General features: G+C 37.7%; 26 protein-coding genes. 18 read left to right on the forward strand and 8 right to left on the reverse strand.

The window, feature by feature from the left end:
* The first annotated feature begins 81 nt into the window (after window positions 1–81).
* The 5 genes from ACFOY7_RS12425 (at window position 82) to ACFOY7_RS12445 (ending at window position 5,473) form a co-directional block, all read left to right on the forward strand.
* Window positions 82–507, forward strand: coding sequence for a GNAT family N-acetyltransferase (locus tag ACFOY7_RS12425; RefSeq protein ID WP_390252405.1), 426 nt, complete (start codon window positions 82–84; stop codon window positions 505–507).
* 77 nt (window positions 508–584) lie between these two features.
* Window positions 585–1,148: a DUF4256 domain-containing protein gene (locus tag ACFOY7_RS12430; RefSeq protein WP_390252406.1), complete on the forward strand. Its 564-nt coding sequence runs from the start codon at window positions 585–587 to the stop codon at window positions 1,146–1,148.
* 411 nt (window positions 1,149–1,559) lie between these two features.
* Window positions 1,560–3,032, forward strand: coding sequence for a Na+/H+ antiporter NhaC (gene nhaC / locus ACFOY7_RS12435; RefSeq protein ID WP_390252407.1), 1,473 nt, complete (start codon window positions 1,560–1,562; stop codon window positions 3,030–3,032).
* Window positions 3,033–3,426: 394 nt separating this feature from the next.
* Complete coding sequence (locus ACFOY7_RS12440) at window positions 3,427–3,957, forward strand: GNAT family N-acetyltransferase (RefSeq protein ID WP_390252408.1); 531 nt, start codon at window positions 3,427–3,429, stop codon at window positions 3,955–3,957.
* 256 nt (window positions 3,958–4,213) lie between these two features.
* Window positions 4,214–5,473, forward strand: a complete 1,260-nt coding sequence (locus ACFOY7_RS12445) for a LysM peptidoglycan-binding domain-containing protein (protein WP_390252409.1) — start codon at window positions 4,214–4,216, stop codon at window positions 5,471–5,473.
* A gap of 40 nt (window positions 5,474–5,513) precedes the next feature.
* Here the strand turns inward: ACFOY7_RS12445 and ACFOY7_RS12450 are convergent, their stop codons facing one another.
* Complete coding sequence (locus ACFOY7_RS12450; RefSeq protein WP_390252410.1) at window positions 5,514–6,386, reverse strand: N-acetylneuraminate synthase family protein; 873 nt, start codon at window positions 6,384–6,386, stop codon at window positions 5,514–5,516.
* 268 nt (window positions 6,387–6,654) lie between these two features.
* On the opposite strand from ACFOY7_RS12450, the gene ACFOY7_RS12455 reads away from it, so the two are divergent.
* Both ACFOY7_RS12455 and ACFOY7_RS12460 read left to right on the forward strand, forming a co-directional pair.
* The gene (locus tag ACFOY7_RS12455; protein WP_390252411.1) at window positions 6,655–7,347 is read left to right on the forward strand and encodes an aspartate/glutamate racemase family protein; all 693 of its coding nucleotides are present in this window, start codon (window positions 6,655–6,657) and stop codon (window positions 7,345–7,347) included.
* A 105-nt stretch (window positions 7,348–7,452) separates the two neighbouring features.
* Window positions 7,453–7,737: a hypothetical protein gene (locus ACFOY7_RS12460; RefSeq protein ID WP_390252412.1), complete on the forward strand. Its 285-nt coding sequence runs from the start codon at window positions 7,453–7,455 to the stop codon at window positions 7,735–7,737.
* A gap of 81 nt (window positions 7,738–7,818) precedes the next feature.
* On the opposite strand, the gene ACFOY7_RS12465 is transcribed toward ACFOY7_RS12460, so the two are convergent.
* The gene (locus ACFOY7_RS12465) at window positions 7,819–8,646 is read right to left on the reverse strand and encodes a metallophosphoesterase (protein ID WP_390252414.1); all 828 of its coding nucleotides are present in this window, start codon (window positions 8,644–8,646) and stop codon (window positions 7,819–7,821) included.
* Between the two features lie 138 nt (window positions 8,647–8,784).
* Here ACFOY7_RS12465 and ACFOY7_RS12470 point away from each other — a divergent pair, with 138 nt between their 5' ends.
* Together ACFOY7_RS12470 and ACFOY7_RS12475 are read left to right on the forward strand one after the other, a co-directional pair.
* Window positions 8,785–9,582 (forward strand): alpha/beta fold hydrolase, encoded by a 798-nt coding sequence (locus ACFOY7_RS12470; RefSeq protein WP_390252415.1) that lies wholly within the window; start codon window positions 8,785–8,787, stop codon window positions 9,580–9,582.
* 178 nt (window positions 9,583–9,760) lie between these two features.
* A complete protein-coding gene (locus ACFOY7_RS12475; protein ID WP_390252417.1) occupies window positions 9,761–10,669 on the forward strand; it encodes a BMQ_0737 family morphogenetic spore coat protein in 909 nt (302 codons plus the stop codon).
* Between the two features lie 205 nt (window positions 10,670–10,874).
* On the opposite strand, the gene ACFOY7_RS12480 is transcribed toward ACFOY7_RS12475, so the two are convergent.
* Together ACFOY7_RS12480 and ACFOY7_RS12485 are read right to left on the reverse strand one after the other, a co-directional pair.
* The gene (locus tag ACFOY7_RS12480) at window positions 10,875–11,579 is read right to left on the reverse strand and encodes a BclA C-terminal domain-containing protein (RefSeq protein ID WP_390252418.1); all 705 of its coding nucleotides are present in this window, start codon (window positions 11,577–11,579) and stop codon (window positions 10,875–10,877) included.
* Window positions 11,580–11,680: 101 nt separating this feature from the next.
* On the reverse strand, window positions 11,681–12,055 hold the full coding sequence (locus tag ACFOY7_RS12485) for an S-Ena type endospore appendage (RefSeq protein WP_390252419.1): 375 nt from the start codon (window positions 12,053–12,055) through the stop codon (window positions 11,681–11,683).
* 358 nt (window positions 12,056–12,413) lie between these two features.
* Between ACFOY7_RS12485 and ACFOY7_RS12490 the strand changes: the two genes are divergently transcribed.
* The 5 genes from ACFOY7_RS12490 (at window position 12,414) to ACFOY7_RS12510 (ending at window position 16,435) form a co-directional block, all read left to right on the forward strand.
* Window positions 12,414–12,887, forward strand: a complete 474-nt coding sequence (locus ACFOY7_RS12490; RefSeq protein ID WP_390252420.1) for a 2-thiouracil desulfurase family protein — start codon at window positions 12,414–12,416, stop codon at window positions 12,885–12,887.
* Window positions 12,880–13,572 carry an SAM-dependent methyltransferase gene (locus tag ACFOY7_RS12495; protein ID WP_390252421.1) on the forward strand — a complete coding sequence of 231 codons (693 nt, stop codon included), beginning with the start codon at window positions 12,880–12,882 and terminating at the stop codon, window positions 13,570–13,572. The genes ACFOY7_RS12490 and ACFOY7_RS12495 overlap by 8 nt, the downstream gene beginning before the upstream one ends.
* Window positions 13,573–13,996: 424 nt before the next feature.
* Window positions 13,997–14,608, forward strand: a complete 612-nt coding sequence (locus tag ACFOY7_RS12500) for a class I SAM-dependent methyltransferase (protein ID WP_390252423.1) — start codon at window positions 13,997–13,999, stop codon at window positions 14,606–14,608.
* A gap of 81 nt (window positions 14,609–14,689) precedes the next feature.
* A complete protein-coding gene (locus ACFOY7_RS12505) occupies window positions 14,690–14,824 on the forward strand; it encodes a hypothetical protein (protein WP_390252425.1) in 135 nt (44 codons plus the stop codon).
* A gap of 111 nt (window positions 14,825–14,935) precedes the next feature.
* Window positions 14,936–16,435, forward strand: a complete 1,500-nt coding sequence (locus tag ACFOY7_RS12510) for an extracellular solute-binding protein (protein ID WP_390252427.1) — start codon at window positions 14,936–14,938, stop codon at window positions 16,433–16,435.
* 223 nt (window positions 16,436–16,658) lie between these two features.
* Here ACFOY7_RS12510 and ACFOY7_RS12515 read toward each other — a convergent pair whose 3' ends face one another.
* The gene (locus tag ACFOY7_RS12515; protein ID WP_390254083.1) at window positions 16,659–17,480 is read right to left on the reverse strand and encodes a lipid II flippase Amj family protein; all 822 of its coding nucleotides are present in this window, start codon (window positions 17,478–17,480) and stop codon (window positions 16,659–16,661) included.
* Between the two features lie 155 nt (window positions 17,481–17,635).
* Between ACFOY7_RS12515 and ACFOY7_RS12520 the strand changes: the two genes are divergently transcribed.
* The gene (locus ACFOY7_RS12520) at window positions 17,636–17,836 is read left to right on the forward strand and encodes a hypothetical protein (protein ID WP_390252428.1); all 201 of its coding nucleotides are present in this window, start codon (window positions 17,636–17,638) and stop codon (window positions 17,834–17,836) included.
* Between the two features lie 68 nt (window positions 17,837–17,904).
* On the opposite strand, the gene ACFOY7_RS12525 is transcribed toward ACFOY7_RS12520, so the two are convergent.
* Together ACFOY7_RS12525 and ACFOY7_RS12530 are read right to left on the reverse strand one after the other, a co-directional pair.
* Window positions 17,905–18,096: a PspC domain-containing protein gene (locus tag ACFOY7_RS12525; RefSeq protein ID WP_390252429.1), complete on the reverse strand. Its 192-nt coding sequence runs from the start codon at window positions 18,094–18,096 to the stop codon at window positions 17,905–17,907.
* A 52-nt stretch (window positions 18,097–18,148) separates the two neighbouring features.
* The gene (locus ACFOY7_RS12530) at window positions 18,149–18,274 is read right to left on the reverse strand and encodes a hypothetical protein (protein ID WP_390252432.1); all 126 of its coding nucleotides are present in this window, start codon (window positions 18,272–18,274) and stop codon (window positions 18,149–18,151) included.
* Window positions 18,275–18,573: 299 nt separating this feature from the next.
* Between ACFOY7_RS12530 and ACFOY7_RS12535 the strand changes: the two genes are divergently transcribed.
* A complete protein-coding gene (locus tag ACFOY7_RS12535) occupies window positions 18,574–19,143 on the forward strand; it encodes a DUF6434 domain-containing protein (protein WP_390252434.1) in 570 nt (189 codons plus the stop codon).
* An 11-nt stretch (window positions 19,144–19,154) separates the two neighbouring features.
* Here the strand turns inward: ACFOY7_RS12535 and ACFOY7_RS12540 are convergent, their stop codons facing one another.
* The gene (locus ACFOY7_RS12540; RefSeq protein ID WP_390252436.1) at window positions 19,155–19,334 is read right to left on the reverse strand and encodes a hypothetical protein; all 180 of its coding nucleotides are present in this window, start codon (window positions 19,332–19,334) and stop codon (window positions 19,155–19,157) included.
* Window positions 19,335–19,414: 80 nt separating this feature from the next.
* Between ACFOY7_RS12540 and ACFOY7_RS12545 the strand changes: the two genes are divergently transcribed.
* Together ACFOY7_RS12545 and ACFOY7_RS12550 are read left to right on the forward strand one after the other, a co-directional pair.
* Complete coding sequence (locus ACFOY7_RS12545; RefSeq protein WP_390252438.1) at window positions 19,415–19,885, forward strand: GNAT family N-acetyltransferase; 471 nt, start codon at window positions 19,415–19,417, stop codon at window positions 19,883–19,885.
* A gap of 21 nt (window positions 19,886–19,906) precedes the next feature.
* Window positions 19,907–20,647, forward strand: a complete 741-nt coding sequence (locus ACFOY7_RS12550; RefSeq protein ID WP_390252439.1) for a class I SAM-dependent methyltransferase — start codon at window positions 19,907–19,909, stop codon at window positions 20,645–20,647.
* The last annotated feature ends 2 nt before the right edge of the window (window positions 20,648–20,649 follow it).

A 20,649-nucleotide genomic window follows, 5' to 3' on the forward strand; every position in this document is an offset into this window, starting at 1 on the left:
CAGACGATAAAAAAAGGGATTCAATAAATTATGGAAAATAACTATACTTCCATTATATCAAATCAATGGGAGGTTTATTTAATGGAGTGGTACAGAAGTGGTTATACAGTCAGTGATAATCAAGATAGAATGGATACGGATGTAATTTACCAAATGTTATCAAAAAGTTACTGGGCTTCCGAACGATCAAAAGAAATAATTGTTCGAAGCATGAAAGGTTCGATTTGTTTTGGTGTGTTTGATGGGGAGAAACAAATTGGCTTTGCCAGAGTTATTACAGATAAAGTGGTATTTTCCTGGATTTGTGATGTGATTATCCACCCGGATCATCGCGGTTTAGGATTAGGTAAATGGTTGTTTCAATGCATCATGGAACATGCAGATAACCAAGTGAGAACATTGGGTTTGGTAACAAAAGATGCCCATACACTATACGAGAAATTTGGCTTTTCCAAAACAGAAATGATGAGGTGTAGAATAGGTGATCCTGTTAGTTGGACAATATAGTTATCTTTTTAGTTTCACCCATTAGGCAAATTATATATACTTAAACTATTAATAGAAAAAGAAGGAGGGAACCGTACATGCCAGAGAAAAAAGAATTAACACGAGAACAACAGGAAGACTTACTGAAAACATTAAAGACCCGTTTTGAAGAGAATATGCATCGCCATAAAGATTTGGAATGGGCGAATGTGCAAACAAAACTAGAGGCACATCCTGAAAAACTGCTGTCGCTCTATGAAATGGAAAGAACGGAAGGTGAGCCGGACATTGTCGATTATGACGCGAACAAGGATGAATACATATTTTTTGATTGTTCAGCCGAAAGTCCCAAAGGCCGCAGAAGTGTTTGTTATGACCGGGAAGCATTAGAGTCAAGGAAAAAACATAAACCGGAGAATAATGCGATGGATATGGCAACAGCCATGGGCATTGAACTTTTAACAGAAGAACAATATCGGGTATTACAGCAAATCGAGAATTTCGATAAAAAAACTTCAAGCTGGATTCAAACACCTTCTGATATTAGAGAACTCGGCGGTGCGCTTTTTTGTGACTTCCGATTTGGACATGTCTTCGTTTACCATAATGGTGCAGAATCTTACTATGGGGTCAGAGGATTCCGTGGCTCGCTAAGGGTTTAACATTCACATAGCCAGTTAAAACGTTTTCATATAATTAGCCTGATTTCTCTCTGGATAAAGGGTAGGATCAGGCTTTTTCTAGTTATCTATTCAATAACCAGTAATTCCCACAACATGCGGGACCATCAGTTTTAACCAGCACAGAACCCTACAGCAACAACCATTCCAGAACATATAACAATAGGAAAACCCATTTCCCATAACTCCTTGATTCTTGTAAATTTGTTTTCTTTCTTTAGGAAACGGGTAATTTTCCACTAATAGCAGTTAGAAGAGTTTCTGAATAACTCTATTATGGACGAATAGCTTAAACAAAACTACTGCTGTTTACAATAGACAAGTTGGGGTAAATACAGACGATATACTAAGATTAGATTCCAACTTTGAAAAACAATAAGGAGTGGTTTTATTATGGATAGTGACAAACGGAGAAATATAAAGACACCATCAGTCAAATATGCATTGTCGATGTTATTAACAGTTGTTGTGATCATTTCGGCTGGTCTTCTCGCATTTGATGCACCGATTCAAATTCTGATGTTTATCAGTATATTAGCAATCGTCCCGTTTATGATGGGGTTAGGTTATAATTATAAACAGGTAGAAAGATCGATGACAAAATCGATGAGCAGGGCATTGCAGCCTGGGCTGATCTTATTGACCGTCGGTATTTTAATCGGTGCATTTATAGCTTCAGGAACTGTTCCCACACTTGTTTACTATGGAATTGAGGCGATTTCCCCCCGGTTCTTTTTAGTTACAACATTGATTTTCTCTTCCCTTGTAGCCTTGGCTATAGGAAGCTCATGGGGCTCCATTGGTACAGCAGGTATTGCCCTGATGGGTGTTGGGGCAACAATGGGCGTACCTGCAGGACTTACGGCAGGTGCAATTATAAGTGGAGCTTTCTTTGGTGATAAAATGTCTCCACTTTCCGATTCAACGAACTTAACACCAGCTGTAACAGGTGGTGAATTGTTCCCACATATTAAACATATGCTTTGGACAACGGTTCCTGCATATATCATTACTGCCATTATTTTCACCGTTATCGGTTTGCAGTATAACACTTCTTCCGTGAATGCGGAGAATGTCAACCAGTTGACAGGGTATTTAGCAGAGCATTTCAAATTGGGGCTTATCCCAATGATTCCAATTGCGTTACTTGTCACATTACTAATAAGAAAAAGACCGCCAATCCCAGCCATTTTTATTGCGACAGCAGTCGGTGGACTTATCGCGGTTTTATATCAAGGCTATACTTTTAGTGACACGATCGGAATCTTCTATAATGGCTATACCCAAGAATCAGGGCTTGAAATTGTGGATAGTTTATTAGTACGAGGCGGTTTGACAAGCATGACTGCGTTAATTGTTTTATTCTTATTTGCCCTTGGGCTTGGTGGAATGTTATCAGATGCAGGTGTGCTGGAAGCATTGATTGCATCATTTTCTGAAAAAATTCAAAGCACGGGCATCCTCGTCTTTGTGACAATTCTTGTTTGTTATGCGACACTGGCAATCGGAGGATCCATCTACTTTTCAGCAGTTATGAGCGGTACACTGATGCGACCTATTTATGAGCGATTGAATTTAAGTCCTGAAAACCTGTCAAGGGTAATTGAAGATTCAGCTACACAGGGAGGAGCACTAGTACCATGGACAGGTGCCGGTATCTTTGCAGCTAGTACACTTGGTGTCTCAGCAGGCACATACCTTCCTTTCTGTTTTCTGGCATTGCTTACCCCACTGATTTCCATGTTCTACGGAATCACAGGGTTAACTATGACAAAGGAAGAAATGAAATCAAACCAAAAAAAGCCAGTAAATAATCAGGGGCAAAAGAAACCAAATAAGAAAATTACTTCTGATTATGTAGTATAAACCTTTAACGATTAAACCTCTGTCTGAAAATGGGTAGAGGTTTTTTCGTATGTCAATTGACAGCTGTGAAAAAAGATGACCAGAACGTAAAAAAATAGAGACGATACTGCATTATTTTCTCATTCGGCAAGATAGTCTGCGAATAGTAAGTTTAGCACGAGTGTAGCTGTTTAATTTACTAACACCATTTACTTTTCGTATGTTTTGTTGACATCAGAGCCATTCGGCAGCAGGCATTAAATCCCAAGGCTGCAGTAAATGCCAGGTAAATAAGGTTTATTAAAATCTCCCGTTCAGTTATAATAATTACATAAAAATTGGAAAGGACTGAATGATGCGCAGATATCAATATTTTTATCCCATATCAGCAACTAAATAATAGGAGGAAAAAGTATTGATTAACAATTTGTATACGAAACGTTTACATTTAAGACAAATGGCAGCAACAGATGCAGCTGAATTATTCGAAGTATGGTCAGATCCTGATGTAACAAAATATATGAATATCACTCCCTTTACAACGGAACAGGAAGCGGCTGGGATGATTAACTTTCTAACCGAATTAGCTAACGAGAATAAAGCGATCCGATATACCATTATCTTAAGAGAAACAAATGAGGTAATCGGTTCATGTGGATTTAATTCATTGGATTATGAACATGAAAAAACCGAAATAGGCTATGATCTGGCAAAAAACCATTGGGGAAATGGCTATGCACCTGAAGCCATCTCCATTTTACTGGAAACAGCATTCGACTCACTTGATCTTAATAGAGTAGAAGCAAAAGTAGAGCCGGAAAATGTAAACTCAATCAAAGTGCTCGAAAAATTAAACTTTATGTATGAAGGAAGACTTAGAGAAGCAGAAAAATCAAAAGGCAGATTTGTTGATTTGAATGTTTATTCCAAATTAAAAACGGATTGAAAAGAAAAAAGGCCGGTTCCTATCTTTCATTAGGGACCGGCCAAGCTCTGAAGTGTCAGGTCAGCAAAACGCCGACAGCCCTTATCATCATAAGTAACGAGGCATAATTTTTAACATCACACATGACTTAAGCTTATGTGAAAAGTACCCCTTTCTTTCTCCAAAAAAATTTGTATAAAAATATTATGCAAAAATCTCGATTTGAAGTACTACTTAAACATTCCAGGCACATAAACTAGCAAAAAGGGGTGAAATAATGACTGTTCATGTTGTCCAATATGGAGAAACCTTATGGCAAATTGCGAACCAATACCAGTTTCCGATTTCTGCTATAGTTGATGTGAACGGATTGCCTTCTGCGGATCTTATCATACCTGGTCTTGCACTTTATATACCTGACGAGACAATTATTCAGAATAGACCTTATTTCGTCAAAGCGGGAGATACGCTTTGGCAGCTGGCTGAACGATTTAATACAACGATCCCTGCTATTTTACAAGCGAACCCTTCCATTAATCCAACCAATTTAGATAGTAATCAAATCCTCATCATTCCAACACTAAACAAACCTCTAATCGCATCATTGGGTTTTCTCTTTCCTAGCTCATCACTATTCACACTTCAGAATTTAGCCAATTCGCTAACATATGCAGCAATTGTTGCTTATTCGTTTACAGCACAAGGAAATGCCTATGTGCTATTAGATGATACAGCTGTTGTCAGAGAATGTAACCGACTTGGTGTTATTCCACTGTTAATGATCCGTAATTTCACAAACGAGGACTTTGATGCAGAATTAGCCGGAAACGTGTTGGCGAATCCAAATTACCGCAGAAATTTAATTAACAGTTTATTACGGTTTGTTAATGAAAAAAAATACGGCGGCGTTTCGCTTGATCTGGAATTTATTCCTCCTGCAAGAAGAGGAGAATTTACTACATTTTTGAACGAATTAAAAACAGCTCTTGGTCCGCGTGTTCTGCATGTGAATGTCCATGCAAAAACAGAAGATCTTCCAACGAACCGGATAGTAGGAGGATATGATTATCAAGCAATTGGATCAATCGCAGACATTGTAGCCGTTATGACAATTGATTATGGTTACCCAGGCGGTCCGCCGAATCCTGTTGCCCCATTGTGGTGGATGTACCAAGTTGTCAGGTATGCAGCGAGTTTGATTCCTCCTCAAAAGGTGCAAATTGCTTTCCCTTTATATGGCTATGATTGGAAAGTAATCGACAATACGACAACAGCTTTATCTGTTAATGCGGCACAAAACCGGGCAATCTCCGTTCAAACGGTAATTCAGTATGACCAAGCAGCAGCCTCACCATTTTACCGGTATGTGGAGGGAGCTGATGAGCACAGAGTATGGTTTGAAGATATCAGGAGTTATCAGGAGAAATACGATTTAGTCGAACTGTATCAATTGTTAGGTGTTACTTACTGGCAATTAAACTTGCCAGCACCACAAAATTGGGCATATTTAACGAATCGGTTTGCTGTTAAAAAATAAAAGAGTGAAACATACTTATTAAACCAGAAGAGTTCCGGATTTATCTCTTCCTGTATTTCAGTTTATCTCTTTGAACCTTTTCAATCGCTAGAATTTCTTCCTCTTTATACTGAAGGGATTGATAAGCTGCATCTAAATCCTGCTTTAATTTTCTTAACACGTCTGGTTCCAAAGATGCTGTATGATCCGTTCCTTTCCATGTGCGATCAAGGGTGTAATGTCGCTCAATGATCGTTGCGCCAAGCGTGTATGCGGAAATATCAATGGCAGTTCCAAGATGATGGCCAGAAAAACCAATTTCCTTTACGATATTCCCGTATAATTGCTGTAAACGTTTTATCTCGAGAAGACAGACTTCATCATAGCTGATTGGATATCCCGATGTACAACAATATATAACTAAATCTTTATTTCGATTTTTCTTCTCAAATAATTTCACAATCTTTTTTTCTTCTTCCTGTGTCGTCATACCAAATGATACATGAATCTCGCCATGATAATGATCTGCTAACCAATTCAGCATTTCATAATGGATATTACATGCTGATGGAATTTTAATCATATCTGGTTGTAATGATGCGATTTCTTTAGCTGATGTGAGATCCCAGACAGAAGTAGAGTAGATCAATCCTTCCTCTTCGCACCATTTCTTCAGTTGCTGATGCTGTGCTAAATTTAATTCCAGAAATTCTCTGTGTTCCCCGTAAGAATTTCCATAAGCGTTTGCGGGATTAGGATGTGGTGCATTGTACTGCTCTTCTGTTAATAACTCTTTTACATTTCTTTTTTGAAATTTCACGACATCTACCTTGCAATAAGATCCAGCAATTTTAATTAAATCTCTTGCTGTATCCATCTCCCCTTTGTGATTACAACCAATTTCAGCAACTAGTCTCGGCCTTTTAAATTCCATACTTCCACCCCATATCAAATCTGCTATACTATAAATATGTTCAAGCTTCCAATTTGGGGATATGGTGGCCAAGCCCCTTGTTCATTTAGGTATATGAATGATGGCACTTTAGCTAGAATGGCAGAAGCTAAAGGGAGGATAACTGGAAGGTAAGCAGATTACGAAAACAAATACTGATTTGCTCTATTAATCAAATTTTTACCAGATTGGCGTTCCACAAGAGATGATTGGAGTACAAACTAATGAGGCGAAATGGAGGGACTTGTAAGTGAAAACAATTGGTCTTATTGGCGGGATGAGCTGGGAATCATCTGCAGAATATTACCGCATTATTAACGAAGAAGTGAAAAACAGATTAGGTGGATTGCATTCAGCCAAATGTCTCTTGTATAGTGTGGACTTTGAAGAGATGGAACGTTACCAAGCAGTTGGTGATTGGGAGAGTGCTGGCAAAGTTTTAGCTGATATTGCACTGTCTTTAGAAATAGCTGGCGCAAATTTTATCGTTATCTGCACCAACACCATGTACAAGGTAGTGGAATATTTAGAAAAAAAGGTCACCATCCCTATTGTACATATTGCTGATGCAACAGCAGACCAGATTATAGATGCAAAGCTGAAAAAAGTCGGTTTACTCGGCACCAAATATACGATGGAACAAGATTTTTATAAAGATAGAATTGTAGCCAACGGGATTAATGTGTTCGTGCCAACGATTGTGGAACGCAATCAAGTCAATGACATTATTTATGAGGAATTATGTGTTGGAGTAATTAACCCATCATCGAAAGCTTATTACAAAAAAGTTATTCAGCAATTAGTTGAGCAAGGGGCGGAAGGGATCATTTTAGGCTGTACGGAAATTGGGTTATTAGTTAAACCGGAAGATGCGGATGTGCCGTTATTCGACACTGCTGTTATCCATGCAAAAGCAGCGGCAGAGCATGCTTTAAAAGAATGACTCTGTTAAAGTTGGTTGTTGATATTTGTCTGATTTGTAATGGAGTTATCAAACAGGAGTTGCCGATGACTTAGGATATAGATAAAAATATATGGAGGGATGATGATGTGGGTAATATTAGGGGTTATCGCTATAATAGCAACTTTTATAAACCTTTTTCTGTATAAGGCAGGAAAGGATTATAAGCTTGCTATGGCGATGGGATTATCATTTACAGCATTAACACTTTGTGCAGAATACAGTCTTGTACATCGGTGGGTAAAAGTGGAAGATTGGGCAGCTTTAGCAGATGTAGTACCCGGTATGGAAAGAGCATTATGGTTTTTGACAATTGTTTCTATCTTACTAAATATAGCACCTGTAATTTTAGAACGAAAAGGTAAGAAATAACTACAACAGATCCAACAGGAATATATAACATCAAAGGAGAGCAATGTCACTACTTTTGGACTTTGCTCTGCTAATCTTCCCTCAATCTGCAATACCTTCGATTGTAAATAACGTCATCTGACTTTGATTAAACAGTCGGACAGGAACAGTACTTGTTCCTAACCCGCTGTCAATATACAATTGCTGCCCCTCTTTTAATGTAAACAAGCCCTTGTCATACTTCGGGAAAAAGCCTTGATCTGGGGCAATAAAAGCGCCAATTAGAGGCAAACGAATCTGTCCGCCATGTGTATGCCCACTAAGAATGAGGTCAATTTCTCCCGGATAATCGTTTTCCATCACATCAGGTGCATGTGAAAGCAATAATGTAAAATAATCTTCAGCTAAACCTTCTGCAGCTAAATCCAAACGGTCATGCTCTGTCGAAACATCTGCTACACCTGCTATCTGGATCAGCATATTATCAATCTCTACCAAAGCATTCTGATTATCAATCATCCTGACATTCCGTTTTTCCAATCCTTCGAAAAGCTTCTCCCTTAAAGGATTCTCCCATTCGTGATTACCAGAAACGTAATAAATATTTGGATTTAGCTCAACTAACTTTTCCACAAGCTCAAAAGCGTTGTCCAGCTGATCTGTTTGGCGGCTAATTAAGTCTCCAGTAATTACCACTATATCTGGATCGATATCTTGCACTTTTTTTAGTAATGACTCATTTTCTTTTCCAAATTCTTTATTGTGAATATCTGTTAATTGCAATATAGTAAAAGATTGATTGCTTGCAAGTTTTTCCGTTTTCATGGTTACTGTTTCCACTTTGAAAATATTAGTGTCATAATAGACTTTCCCAATACCTGCTAAAATCATGATTCCAATGAAAAATAGATACTTTTTTCTTCTGCTCATTTATAGAAACCTCATTCAGTTTGTTTTACTCCTATCCTATCATAAAATGGTATAATAAATGTATTCAAACATTTTATCATGGATTAACTGCTGTAAGACACAAGTATAATCTCACTCTATCAAAAAAGAGGTGTGAAAATGAATATACCATATCGTGAGCATGGTGATAAAACTGCTTCCCTCCTGCTTTTCATCCATGGAGGTGGTGTAAGTGGCTGGATGTGGGATCAACAGGTTGAGCATTTCAGGAATTTTCATTGTATTGTACCAAACTTACCAGAACATGGTCTGGATAATTATGACGTCACATTCTCGATCAAAGCAAGTGCAGAGAGTTTAATTACTTTAATTGAAGAAAAGGCAAAAGGGAAAGAAGTAATCGTCGTTGGATTTTCTTTAGGTGCCCAGATATTGGTTCAAATGTTAAGCCAAAAACCTGAATTAATTGATATAGCGATCATCAACAGTGCTTTAGTTATGCCAAGCCCCTCTATAATAAAGGTAATAGAACCTGCGATAAAACTATCCTTCCCTCTCATCAAATGGAAGAGTTTCTCTAAATTGCAAGCAAGAATGTTATACATAAAGGATGCTTCCTTTCAACAATATTATAAAGAAAGTAGTCAAATCAAACGAGAGTCATTAGTGCGAGTACTAAAAGAGAATATGTCGTTTTCCATCCCAGAGAACTTTCCCCAGGCAACTGCCAAGATATTAGTAACAGTGGGACAAAAGGAAAAAAAAGTAATGAAAAAATCCGCAAAAGCTCTTGTCAAATCAAATTCAAATAGTACAGGCATCATTTTACACCATATTGGTCATGGTATATCACTTGCAAATCCTGAATGGTTTAATCAACTGATAGAAAATTGGCTGAAGCAAGATTTGTCAGAATTAAAGGGAAGTTTCACCGTTATTAATAGTATTGATAACTAATATGGCAATATCTCCACTCTTGTCCTTATAGAAGGTAATAGATATGGAGATAAAAGCCTATTTAATCATTTATTTACTCTTTTTGTTAGGTTTGTAGGTCAAATGTACCAATCTGTCCTTCACATAAATGCGCCTAAACTCATAAACTTAAATAAATAAACCGATGAGGAGAGGAATAATGCCGAACCAATGTATCGTATCATCAATAGTCTATGATTGGGTCACAATCAATGAAAGTTTAAAAAAAGTGAAACTAATCCCTGATATAGCGAAGAAATGTGTAATAGATGATTGTATCTGTATTAACTTTCAATTAAATTGTTTAAATAGTGAACCTTCTGTCATATGGCAAGCAATCGGTATGACTGTCAATACGGCGAGTTTTTCGGTCACACACTGTGGGGGATGTGATCGCGATTTGGCGATATTAGTAAATGGGGAAATAGTCTCGACAGTTTCCAGTGGATCCACATATCGTGCAACAGTAAGTAACCTCGAGACTATTTCGATAGAAGGAGAAGGCATTTGCGTGGAAGGTGAAGAATGTTATGGTGAACTGGAAATTAATGTTCAGTATGTTGCAGCAGAAATAGATCGTCATGATGTTGACATACAATGCTACTTATCTAATGAAACAGGGGATCCTTTTCATACGGTACAGAGCTGTGGGCTTCATTGCAAAGAAGTCAATAGTGACAGAAGGTTAAGGAAACAGTTTAAGTCATCAGATGGAACAATGGTTGAATTATATAACGTGAATCTGCTAATGGAAGGGTATATCACTATTAAAATTAGCAAAAAGGGTACAGATGAATGTCTTCTTATTTGCACATTTCCTATCACATTCCATAAATCTGTCTTACTATGTGCACCGCCTGAGAATGAGATCAAGTGTAAAATTACTCATTTCCAGTGTAATGTAAAAGTTTCAGAAGCAGAAAATAGAAAAGGATGTCTTGAAGCCATTATTGAATTGGACTTTTGCTTAGATGTAAAGTCACTTTATCCATCAGTTATTAGGGTAGATGCTGATGTTTGTGAACCTAGGGATAATTTTAACAAGGAAAGATCGTTATGCCTTTACTAGAAAAATGGATGGAGAGGATGTATCAGAGGAAGCAAGCCTTTTGGTATTATCCTCTATTTGTTTGCGAAAATATATCTTTTTTATGAAAGGAATGTTAATAACTATAATACATAGTAGATTGTTTCATTTAAATCACCCGCTCTATCTTCACGGGATAAAAAAAGAAAGGGCTATTCCACTATCTTGGAATAGCCTATCTTTATATTTAAACGGTCGTATCATCCAGGCGAATAATGGTTAATGCTGCACCTTGACCACCTTGTAATGTAGCTGCACCTAATAACCCAAAAAGTTGTAGACTGATAGTATCACCAGCTGCTAAGTTTGTAATAACATTAGCGCTTAAATTACTAACACTCAGTACAGGGTTTCTTACAGAACTTTCTAATGGGACACCGTTTACTACAATACGTGAACCAACCAGCAGTGCAGCAGTAAGATTAATATTGTACATAATGAGATACCGGCCTTCAGCAGGTACCGTAAAGACAGTGTCTGCTGCATTGACTGTAATTCCACTCAGATTTTGGTCATCTGGTAATGGAATAGTTGAACCACCAAGAACAACTGAGATTAGTGTACCAGAAGAGTTTGCAGCAAATCCAGACGTTTCTGTAATGACTGGTCCAGCTGGTCCTTCAGGTCCCGGAGGTCCGGCAGGTCCAGTAGCTCCAGCAGGCCCGGCAGGTCCCTCAGGTCCAATTGGTCCGGCAGGACCTGGAGGTCCTTCTGCTCCGGCAGGCCCCGTAGGTCCCGCCGGTCCCGCTGGCCCATTAGCACCGGTCGGTCCTGGAGGTCCCGGAGGCCCTTCAACACCAGGAGGTCCTGGTGGTCCTTCAGGTCCGACTGGCCCTCTAGGTCCTCTTGAACAGCCACCACCATCGTTACTATGGAATCTAATATTTGACAATGAAGATCACCTCTTTAAGAATTTTTAAATAGAGAAAGCGGACAAACTAAACTTGATATACTGTGCTTAAAACGTTTTCTTTCAAAACTCCACAATTGAATTTACAGATCACATTCAACTTGATAACGTGGTGTTATACATATTTGTCCCGAAGATATATCTGTAACCCCTCCTGGTGGAACAGTTACCTGAATACGGTCAAAGTTCATGCTTGTAAAAGCAACACTGCTGCCCTCATACACTGTTAAAGTATTCCCAACTGGAGTAGCGCCATTTAAAAAGCGGAAAGTGACAAAATCAGCCGTGCCTTCATCATATGCAAGGTACCCGGACCCAAACACAGCAACTTCTGTTGCGACATAAATATCTTGACTTGTACCCCCTGACACACTCCAACCAGTACAGATTTGATCCATAACAAAGTCACAGGATTCATCTACACAACCATTGGAGCAACATGAACAAATATTCCCCATCTCGTTTCATTCCCCCTTTCTAGAAATAGTGAATCTTAGGAACCCGGTTCTATTTTTATATAAATTCACTCCTTTTCATCACTTAATAGTAGTTTATGTATACAACTAGAATCGGCATGGACGAATAAAATAGACGCGTTTCTTATATTTGACTAGAATTAGTTCAGGGAAGCAGGAATAATTATTCTAGGAAGGTGGTTCCTCTATAGTAGAGTGTGTAGATAGTTTGCTATTTCTCAGACAGAATTCGGTAAATAATGTTAAAATAGTTGTAGAGCTATCATCTAAGTTAATATACGAGGTAACTGATCTTATTTTTATAAAAAGAGTAAATTTAATATAGAAAGGAGTTTATCAGATGATCTTAGTAAGTGCATGTTTAGCCGGCCTTGAGGTTCGTTATGATGGAAGCCATAAGTTAGATAACCGGATAAAACAATTAGTAGAGCAAGGAAAAGCAATCACGATCTGCCCTGAATTGGTTGGCGGATTTTTCACACCACGGGAACCTGCCGAAATTATTGGCGGTGATGGAGACGATGTTCTCAATGGCAAAGCAAGAGTGGTAGAAAAGTCAGGCAATGATGTTACTGAATTATACATAAAAGGTGCCAATGCCACTTTAGAAAAAGTCAGAAAAATTCAGGTAACAACAGTTGTATTAAAAGAGGATAGCCCATCTTGTGGCAGTTCTCATATTTATAATGGAAAATTTAATGGGGAAAAAATAGCTGGAATCGGCGTGACAACAGCGTTATTAAAAAGAAATGGATTCGAAGTAATTTCGGAAGCACAATTCGCGAGAAAAGTGTTGGAAGCGGAAAATGCGTAATCAACTGGATTTAGAGAGAATCGTCTTCATTGGCAGGACGTTTGAAGAATATATCGATATGTTCGGCCTGAAGCAAGCAGATTTATACGGGAAGAAAGTCTTGGATTGTCCGGCTGGAGCATGTTCCTTCACAGCTGTCGGGAACCAGCTAGGCTATCATATTACTGCATGTGACATCGCTTACTACTACCCTGTCGATCTATTAAAAAAGAAAGGATTAGAAGATATAAAGCATGCCATGCATTATATGAAAAAAGCGAAAAACAATTATATTTGGAAATATTTTGATAATATAAGAGGACTGGAGAGCCAGCGGTTACAAGCGTTACTGTCATGTACTGCAGATATGGAAAAAGCGTTAAAGCGATACATTCCAGTTGATTTGCCAATATTGCCATTTGACGATCAACAATTTGATTTGTTGCTATCCGCCCATTTCCTTTTCATCTATTCCGACCGCTTAGATTATAACTTTCATCTAGCAACAATTAATGAATTATTGCGAGTTACAAAGGAGGAAGTGCGGATTTTCCCACTGGTTGATTTAAAAGGAGAACGTTACTTACATTTAGATAAAATGATCAATTATTTGCAGGGAAAAGGCTATACAGTTGAAGAAAAAACAGTTGCTTACCATTTTCAGAAGAATGCCAATACGATGCTGAGGATCGATAAGAAAAAGTAGGGGGTTAATTTTGTTAGTGGCTGTTATTGTCCTGCCTATACTCTCATTATGGTTGATTTATATTTTATTGTCCAAGGACTATGAGAATTAAGACAGTGTGTTGAAAGGAATAAATACGGGAGAAATATGGTCACAGGACTATCTCTAGTTTTCGTTCTGCCACTACTGCTCATCATCCTTTCAACTTATTTAAGTACTGAAATTAACTAATATTCCAGGGATGGAGAGAAGTTAAAAGTATACATGGTAAACTGAAGAAGCAACCCACCTTTTACAGATGAACAATCTCAACAGATATGATTACACACTTCAATAGATACACATTCCCAAATACTGTTTTGTAAATGATGGCCTTTTTGAATTTTATGAGAGGGCATGCAAGAAAGTAATGATTCCAAATGCCTGAATGGAAGGAAGAAATTAGATGCAGAAAAATAAGCTGATAAAAAAATATAATAAACAGGTAAAAATGTATGAAAAGAATCGAAATAACCCGACCCTTGCTCCTTGGCGAAGAGAAATTTTGAAGGGCCTGCAAGGAAAAGTTTTGGAGGTAGGAGTTGGTGCGGGAGCAAACTTTGCTTTTTATGACAAAGCATCTATACATATCACTGGTGTTGACTTTAGTCCTGAAATGTTAAAGAGTGCCAGGAAAGCGGCTGATTCTCATCAGGTTAATACAGAATTGCTTTTGAAAAATGTAGAGAATTTAGATTTCGAATCCAATTCGTTCGATCATATTGTATCAACCCTCTCACTTTGCAGTTATCAGAACCCAGCAGGAGTGTTAGCGAAATTTAACAAATGGTGCCGGCAGGATGGCTCGATTCGGCTATTAGAACATGGACTTAGCTCCAATAAATTTCTCTCATTGTCTCAAAAAGCAATTGACCCGATTTTTACTAAGATTTCTGGATGTCATTGTGATAGAGATATTTTGCAACTAGTAAAAAAGGCAAACATAAAGGTGGATCGGGTCGACAGATACTGGTCAGATATTGTTTATCTGATTTGGGCAAAACCGTCTGTAAATTAATCTTTTTTTCTATACAGAAGACACTTAGCAGATTCGAGGGTCAGAGCAAAGGGTGTATATACCGGAATGACATGCATTTTAATGACAACACCTATTAATTGGGTTGTCTCTTTTTGTTCAGATATCACCATAGACTCTGACAGAGGTGATAAACAGCAATCCTCGTATACTTTTTTAACAATTACAGCTAATGGCGAAACAATAAACATATGGTAAAATCTATTTGAAAGCGCTTCCTGGATTTGTTAGAGGCAATGACTATTATCAACTAATCAACATTCATTGAGCTGGGGTCAAAAGCGTCATTCTATTAATGGAGGGGTTCCAATGGAAAAAAAGAAGCTGTTATTTGTCGGTATGTTTAGTTTACTGTTTATGTTATGTGTTGCTTGTTCTAGCAGCTCAAATGCTGGTGGAGCTGAAGAAATAACTATTATGGCAAATTTAACATCAGCCCAAGCTCCGGCAGAGGATAATCCTATTCTGGAAAAATTAGAAGAGTCAACGAATACGAAATTAAAGATCACTTGGGTAATGGATGAAGTCTATGATGAGAAATTGAATGCAGTGATTGCCACAGGTTCTGCTCCACAAGCGATGTTTGTGAAAAATCAGGATTCGTTTAAGAAGATGAAAGATTCGATTAATGAAGAACAATATTGGAATATAGAGCCATTCTTAGATGATTATGAATATTTAAGCAACCTGGATCCCGATGTGTTAAACAATACGAAAGTGAATGGCAAGCTGTACTCCTTATATTCAGGCCGCCCTGCATCAAGGTGGGGGTTAATTTACCGCAAAGATTGGGCAGACAACTTAGGGCTGGAGGCGCCAACTAATACGGATGAATTATATGAAATGTTCAGGGCTTTTACAGAAGACGACCCGGATGGGAATGGCGAAGATGATACGATCGGTGTAGCAGCAGCATCTGACCTTGTGTATGGCGGTTTTAAATTTACCAGTTCCTACTTTGGTACACCGAATAACTGGGGCGAGAAAGACGGAGAATTACTTCCGGAATTCATGTTTGACAGTTATATAGATACAATGGATTTCTTTAAAGATTTAAGGGACAATGGGTATGTAAACCTGGATTTCCCTGCTACTAGTCAAAGTGATCAGAACGATATGCTGATCACAGGAAAAGCAGGTGCACTAGTAAGTTGTATATGCAGTGCCGGCAGTTTTCAGGACCAGATTCAAAAGAATAATCCTGATGCAGTATTAGATGTACAAAACCGAATCTCAGGACCAAATAATGGCCCTGGTAACTGGTCGAATTCAGGATATGGTGCTGTTGTGTTATTTCCTAAAGCATCCAATGAAACAGAAGAAGATTTACGAGAAGTATTGGCATTTTTTAATGAATTAATGAAACCGGAAAACTATAATCTGCTAACTTACGGAATCGAAGGTACCCATTATGAAGTAGTTGATGGCAAAGCCAAGGGAATAGAATCAGCAGCTGAATTGTCACAACACGAAGTTCGTCCAGTACTTGGGCTGGTTATAGGTGATGAAACAACAGTCGATGCATACCAACCATATCCGAAGAATGAATTATATGCAAAGCAATATGAGCAAATCCTTGATAATAATAACATTCTAATTAATGACCCAACAGCACCGCTTGATTCAGAGACATATGGAGAAAAAGGCGGATCGCTTCAACAAATTATTAATGATGCTACAGTTAATTATATGCTTGGTGACATTAACAGAGACGGCTTCCATAAAGAAATAGAAAGGTGGAAAAAAGAAGGCGGTGAGCAAGTAATAGAAGAGTATAATGGCGAATATAAACAAAGTGTGTCTAATTAAGAATGTAGTAACCCAAAGTGTTATCACGTTTTGTTGTAGGCCTGAAGGAATAAGAACAAATGAATACTCTTCCTATCCGTTATGAGGACCAATGGAACAAACCATTAAAATTTTATAAATGCAACGAAAGAGGACGATCAAATGAGTGATCGTCTTTTTCTATAGCGAAGGGGTTGAAAGTGTTCTGCATAGTAAAATTAATACGGAGAAACGATAATAATGATCAGAAATTTAAAATAAGTTTAGAAAACCATGCAATATAATGGGCACCGGGGATAAACAGTAATTGGGCTAGTAATGTTCCTAATAACCGAGAAGCTACCATCATGATGGAGATATTTTTAAGTTGTTGGTAATCTCCTCTCTGATTTACTACATCGTCTGCCATAACAGATATTTTAGGGTCAATGAAAATTACCAGCAAAATGGTAGCAATTCCATTAATAAGACCTGAAGCCATGGCAGAAGTATAGCCACTGCTTGGTGATAACAAGGCAGAGTACAATGCAGATAATACACCAATAGTGTAAATGGCCGTAATTACCACATTTACTAGAAACAATCGAATGGGTATATCTTTAATTTTTGTATTCTTTAAGTAGGAAAACTTAGGTAAACTAAAATGAGTTAAACCTTGTTTTATGTAAAAAAATGAAAAAATTCTTTTTATTAAGGAGGGAACGGATCCCCGCTCTTCTGATAAATGAATGATTGCCCTTGAAAACACGGAAATAAATGTTGGAAGAAGAAGGATACCAATTGCTGTTCCTACTGTCGATGCACCGATGATAAATCGGAACTGAGCTTCCACCAATTCCAGTGTATTTTGTTCAGGGGCTTTATCAATTAAGTTGCCAGTAAAAGGCTGCTGCATCATATTTGCTAATCTTGATACCATCACCATCACATTAAACAGAGAAAGTGCTGATGCAATTAATTTCACTCTCGCACCTGATAACCTTACAGCATAAGCAAGTGTCTCAATAGAATGAATGATTAATATAAACAATGCAATAAGTATTAGTTTTTCTGTAATAAAATCCACATATAAAACCTCTTTTAAAAGAATTGGTATCCCGCTAATTGATATCATTTAAGCTTCACACAAAATTTCTCCATGTTCTTTCCCCCGCAAGGGGAAAGGTAAAAATAGCCATCAGCCATCATTCTTTATTCTTTATAAGTAAAAGCTTGTTTTCCATGGCGGATAATCGCCTTTACGGAATTCCGAATAAACATCGAACACCATCCCAACCGGGTAAGTTAGATTTTATATTGTACCATAATTTTACTGTAATGGTAATAGAATATTTGCCAAATTGCTTTGATGTTCTAGGGAGAGGCATATCAATCCAATCCCATTACTACCCAGTTGGTGCAATAAAAGTACAAAAAGGATAGAGGACCAGGATGTTATTCCTGTTCCTCTATCCTTTCGTTTTCGCATCTAAAATAGGTAACATTATTAGTCAGGACAATCTTTCCGGACTGTCCGGAAGCGTATTAGCAAGGATAATATAAATAAGCAAACATGCGGGTATAAAAAGGAAAATTACTCGAACAAAAAAGGAAGAGACCCCAAGAAATTCTGCAATTCCACCACAAACACCGTGGAGCGAACGATCAGTTGCAGATTTTCTTAATGTTTTAGATTGATTCATGGAAAATCACTCCGAGTTCTTTTTACTGATTATACCATTTATTGCAGTTCATTTACAGGGGATTGTTCATTTTTAAGCTACCGCCAGTCACTTTCCGGTCATGTATGATCGTAAGAATCAGCAAAATGATTGTTAACATGACATTGAACACGAGAAAAAAGTTTTGTTTGCCCGTCATTTTTCACACTCCTCCATCTTATTTAGGATTAGTATGGCTAAGCCATGATGACTTCATGTAGATTTTATCGAAAACCCAAAAATTAGGCAAATGATTACCAATATTATGATAAGATGGTTGTAAAACATACCGGGGGAAAAGGGGAAAAGAATACAAGAAGAAATTATTAAAAAACAGTAGGGATAAACTGTTGTGGAGGCATTTTTATTCGGAAGATCCTGGAATAATTAGTTATTGTAAAATTATGCTATATCATTTAGAATAAGAACAACTGTTCTTTGAAATGTGAGGTTATGTCAATGAGGCCAAATTTAACGAAAACAATAAAAGTAGAAGATTTCCAGGAATATTACTGGTTAAAAAAAGAATTGCAGCAATTTTGTCGTGAGCATGGAATAAGTGCTGCTGGCTCTAAAGTAGAAATTGCTGATCGAATTGTAACATTCTTGAAGACAGGGGAAAGAAAAAAGCCTGCGAGAAAAACGAGAGTTGCTATATCTTCCAGTAATACGGAGCTTAGCCTTGATACGATCATTGCCGAAAATCATCGCTGCAGCCAGCAAGTCAGAGCTTTTTTTCAGTCACTCATTCCCAACTTTCATTTTTCCACACACATCCAAAATTATTTCAAACAAAATGCTGGGAAGACTTACCGTGATGTGGTAGAGGAATGGAATAAAGAAAAAGAGCGAAAGAAAGATCCTTCCTATAAAAAAGAAATTGGACCACAATTTGAGTACAATCAGTTCATCCGTGACTTTTTTGAGGATAAGGCTAATCATGCAAAAACCAGGGAAGATGCTATTGCTGCATGGAATCATATCAAAAAGTTACCTGGCAATAATAAATATTCCCAACATAAAAAGTAAGACTGGGAATTTCAATCTCTTATTAATACGAATACATTTCCGATTGCACCAATGAACCCGCCACCAGCAAAAATGTACGGAATATATCTTAACATACCATCCGGTATCCCTGTCAGTATGTAATAGCATCCAAGTAAAGATAAGACGCAGCTGGATAGAAGACCAATGATTGTTTTTGTTTTTCTTTTCATACTACCACCTCCAATTAATTGTACGAATAAAATGTTCAAGATGTTTCGCTTATTTTAATCAAAAATAAAGGAAGATAAATATGATAAAAAAACTTGACATCACGGCATATCAGACAGCAACAGAGGTTTTGTCTGTTCAGATCGCATCATACATGGTAGAAGCTGAAATTATTTCATATAATAAGTTACCACCACTGCAAGATACGGTGGAGAGTTTGCAACAATGTAAAGAAATATTCTATGGTTGTTTTATTAACGGAAATTTATGTGGCGCGATTTCTTTTAAAATCGAGGACCAAGTGCTTGATATCCATCGGTTAATGGTCCATCCCTCATCTTTTAATAAGGGAATTGCCCAACAGCTGTTAGATAGTGTCACTGAGAACAATCAAATACATAAATATACAGTTTCCACAGGGAAGGGAAATCTGCCTGCCACTCGATTTTATGAAAAGAATGGCTTTTCCATTACCCATGAAAGGAAAATGAACGACCAGCTTCAACTAGTCTTTTTTGAAAAAATCCGTAACGAGTTACATGATGGTATATAGAGGAAAGAGAGGGGGAAAGAAATGAATGAGTTAGATTTTTATAATAAAATCGGTAAGAAAATTGGCTGGAATTTTAACCAGCTCCAAGTGACAGCAGAAGGGCAGAAATGGGATTTCTATGAAGAAGTGAAAAAACATTGTAAGAAAACAGATATCCTTTTAGATATTGGTACAGGCAGTGGGGAAAATTTGATAAAATTAGCGGAAGATTTTCATTTGCTTGTCGGTATTGATCAGTCTCCCAGTATGATCGAGAAGGCGTCCGAGAGTGCAGTAAACGCTGGAGTAAACAATGTGCGCTTCTTTAACATGGCAGCAGAACACCTTAAATTTCCGGCACAATTCTTCCACTGTATCATAAGTCGCCACGCGCCGTTTGATATGGAAGAAGTTGCTAGAATGTTAGCAGATGATGGTATTTTCTTAACACAACAAGTCAGTGAAGCGGACAAATTAAACGTGAAAGAAACATTTGGCATTGCTCAAAACGTCGAAGAAAATGATGGGAAACTAAAACAACGGTATGTTGCAGAACTTGAAAAGGCTGGTTTCACAGAGATTCATGCATATGACTATAATGCGACAGAATACTATCAACGGGCAGAAGACCTGCTGTTTTTACTTGAGCATGCACCAATTATTCCTAACTTCGGAAAAAACGAAACGGACGATAAGAATTTCAATACATTCATTCACCGGTATCAAACAGACAAAGGGATCCGAACAAATGAAAAACGGTTCCTGATTATTGCAAGGAAGTGATC

This window comes from Gracilibacillus xinjiangensis, assembly GCF_042651765.1.
Classification (GTDB): Bacteria; Bacillota; Bacilli; order Bacillales; family Amphibacillaceae; genus Gracilibacillus; species Gracilibacillus xinjiangensis.

Coding starts and splice junctions, on each gene's coding strand:
- ACFOY7_RS12425 (WP_390252405.1), top strand. CDS start 82: ATGGAGTGGTACAGAAGTGGTTATACAGTCAGTGATAATCAAGATAGA.
- ACFOY7_RS12430 (WP_390252406.1), top strand. CDS start 585: ATGCCAGAGAAAAAAGAATTAACACGAGAACAACAGGAAGACTTACTG.
- nhaC (WP_390252407.1), top strand. CDS start 1,560: ATGGATAGTGACAAACGGAGAAATATAAAGACACCATCAGTCAAATAT.
- ACFOY7_RS12445 (WP_390252409.1), top strand. CDS start 4,214: ATGACTGTTCATGTTGTCCAATATGGAGAAACCTTATGGCAAATTGCG.
- ACFOY7_RS12450 (WP_390252410.1), bottom strand. CDS start 6,386: ATGGAATTTAAAAGGCCGAGACTAGTTGCTGAAATTGGTTGTAATCAC.
- ACFOY7_RS12460 (WP_390252412.1), top strand. CDS start 7,453: ATGTGGGTAATATTAGGGGTTATCGCTATAATAGCAACTTTTATAAAC.
- ACFOY7_RS12465 (WP_390252414.1), bottom strand. CDS start 8,646: ATGAGCAGAAGAAAAAAGTATCTATTTTTCATTGGAATCATGATTTTA.
- ACFOY7_RS12470 (WP_390252415.1), top strand. CDS start 8,785: ATGAATATACCATATCGTGAGCATGGTGATAAAACTGCTTCCCTCCTG.
- ACFOY7_RS12475 (WP_390252417.1), top strand. CDS start 9,761: ATGCCGAACCAATGTATCGTATCATCAATAGTCTATGATTGGGTCACA.
- ACFOY7_RS12485 (WP_390252419.1), bottom strand. CDS start 12,055: ATGGGGAATATTTGTTCATGTTGCTCCAATGGTTGTGTAGATGAATCC.
- ACFOY7_RS12490 (WP_390252420.1), top strand. CDS start 12,414: ATGATCTTAGTAAGTGCATGTTTAGCCGGCCTTGAGGTTCGTTATGAT.
- ACFOY7_RS12495 (WP_390252421.1), top strand. CDS start 12,880: ATGCGTAATCAACTGGATTTAGAGAGAATCGTCTTCATTGGCAGGACG.
- ACFOY7_RS12500 (WP_390252423.1), top strand. CDS start 13,997: ATGCAGAAAAATAAGCTGATAAAAAAATATAATAAACAGGTAAAAATG.
- ACFOY7_RS12505 (WP_390252425.1), top strand. CDS start 14,690: ATGACAACACCTATTAATTGGGTTGTCTCTTTTTGTTCAGATATCACC.
- ACFOY7_RS12510 (WP_390252427.1), top strand. CDS start 14,936: ATGGAAAAAAAGAAGCTGTTATTTGTCGGTATGTTTAGTTTACTGTTT.
- ACFOY7_RS12520 (WP_390252428.1), top strand. CDS start 17,636: ATGGCGGATAATCGCCTTTACGGAATTCCGAATAAACATCGAACACCA.
- ACFOY7_RS12525 (WP_390252429.1), bottom strand. CDS start 18,096: ATGAATCAATCTAAAACATTAAGAAAATCTGCAACTGATCGTTCGCTC.
- ACFOY7_RS12530 (WP_390252432.1), bottom strand. CDS start 18,274: ATGACGGGCAAACAAAACTTTTTTCTCGTGTTCAATGTCATGTTAACA.
- ACFOY7_RS12535 (WP_390252434.1), top strand. CDS start 18,574: ATGAGGCCAAATTTAACGAAAACAATAAAAGTAGAAGATTTCCAGGAA.
- ACFOY7_RS12540 (WP_390252436.1), bottom strand. CDS start 19,334: ATGAAAAGAAAAACAAAAACAATCATTGGTCTTCTATCCAGCTGCGTC.
- ACFOY7_RS12545 (WP_390252438.1), top strand. CDS start 19,415: ATGATAAAAAAACTTGACATCACGGCATATCAGACAGCAACAGAGGTT.
- ACFOY7_RS12550 (WP_390252439.1), top strand. CDS start 19,907: ATGAATGAGTTAGATTTTTATAATAAAATCGGTAAGAAAATTGGCTGG.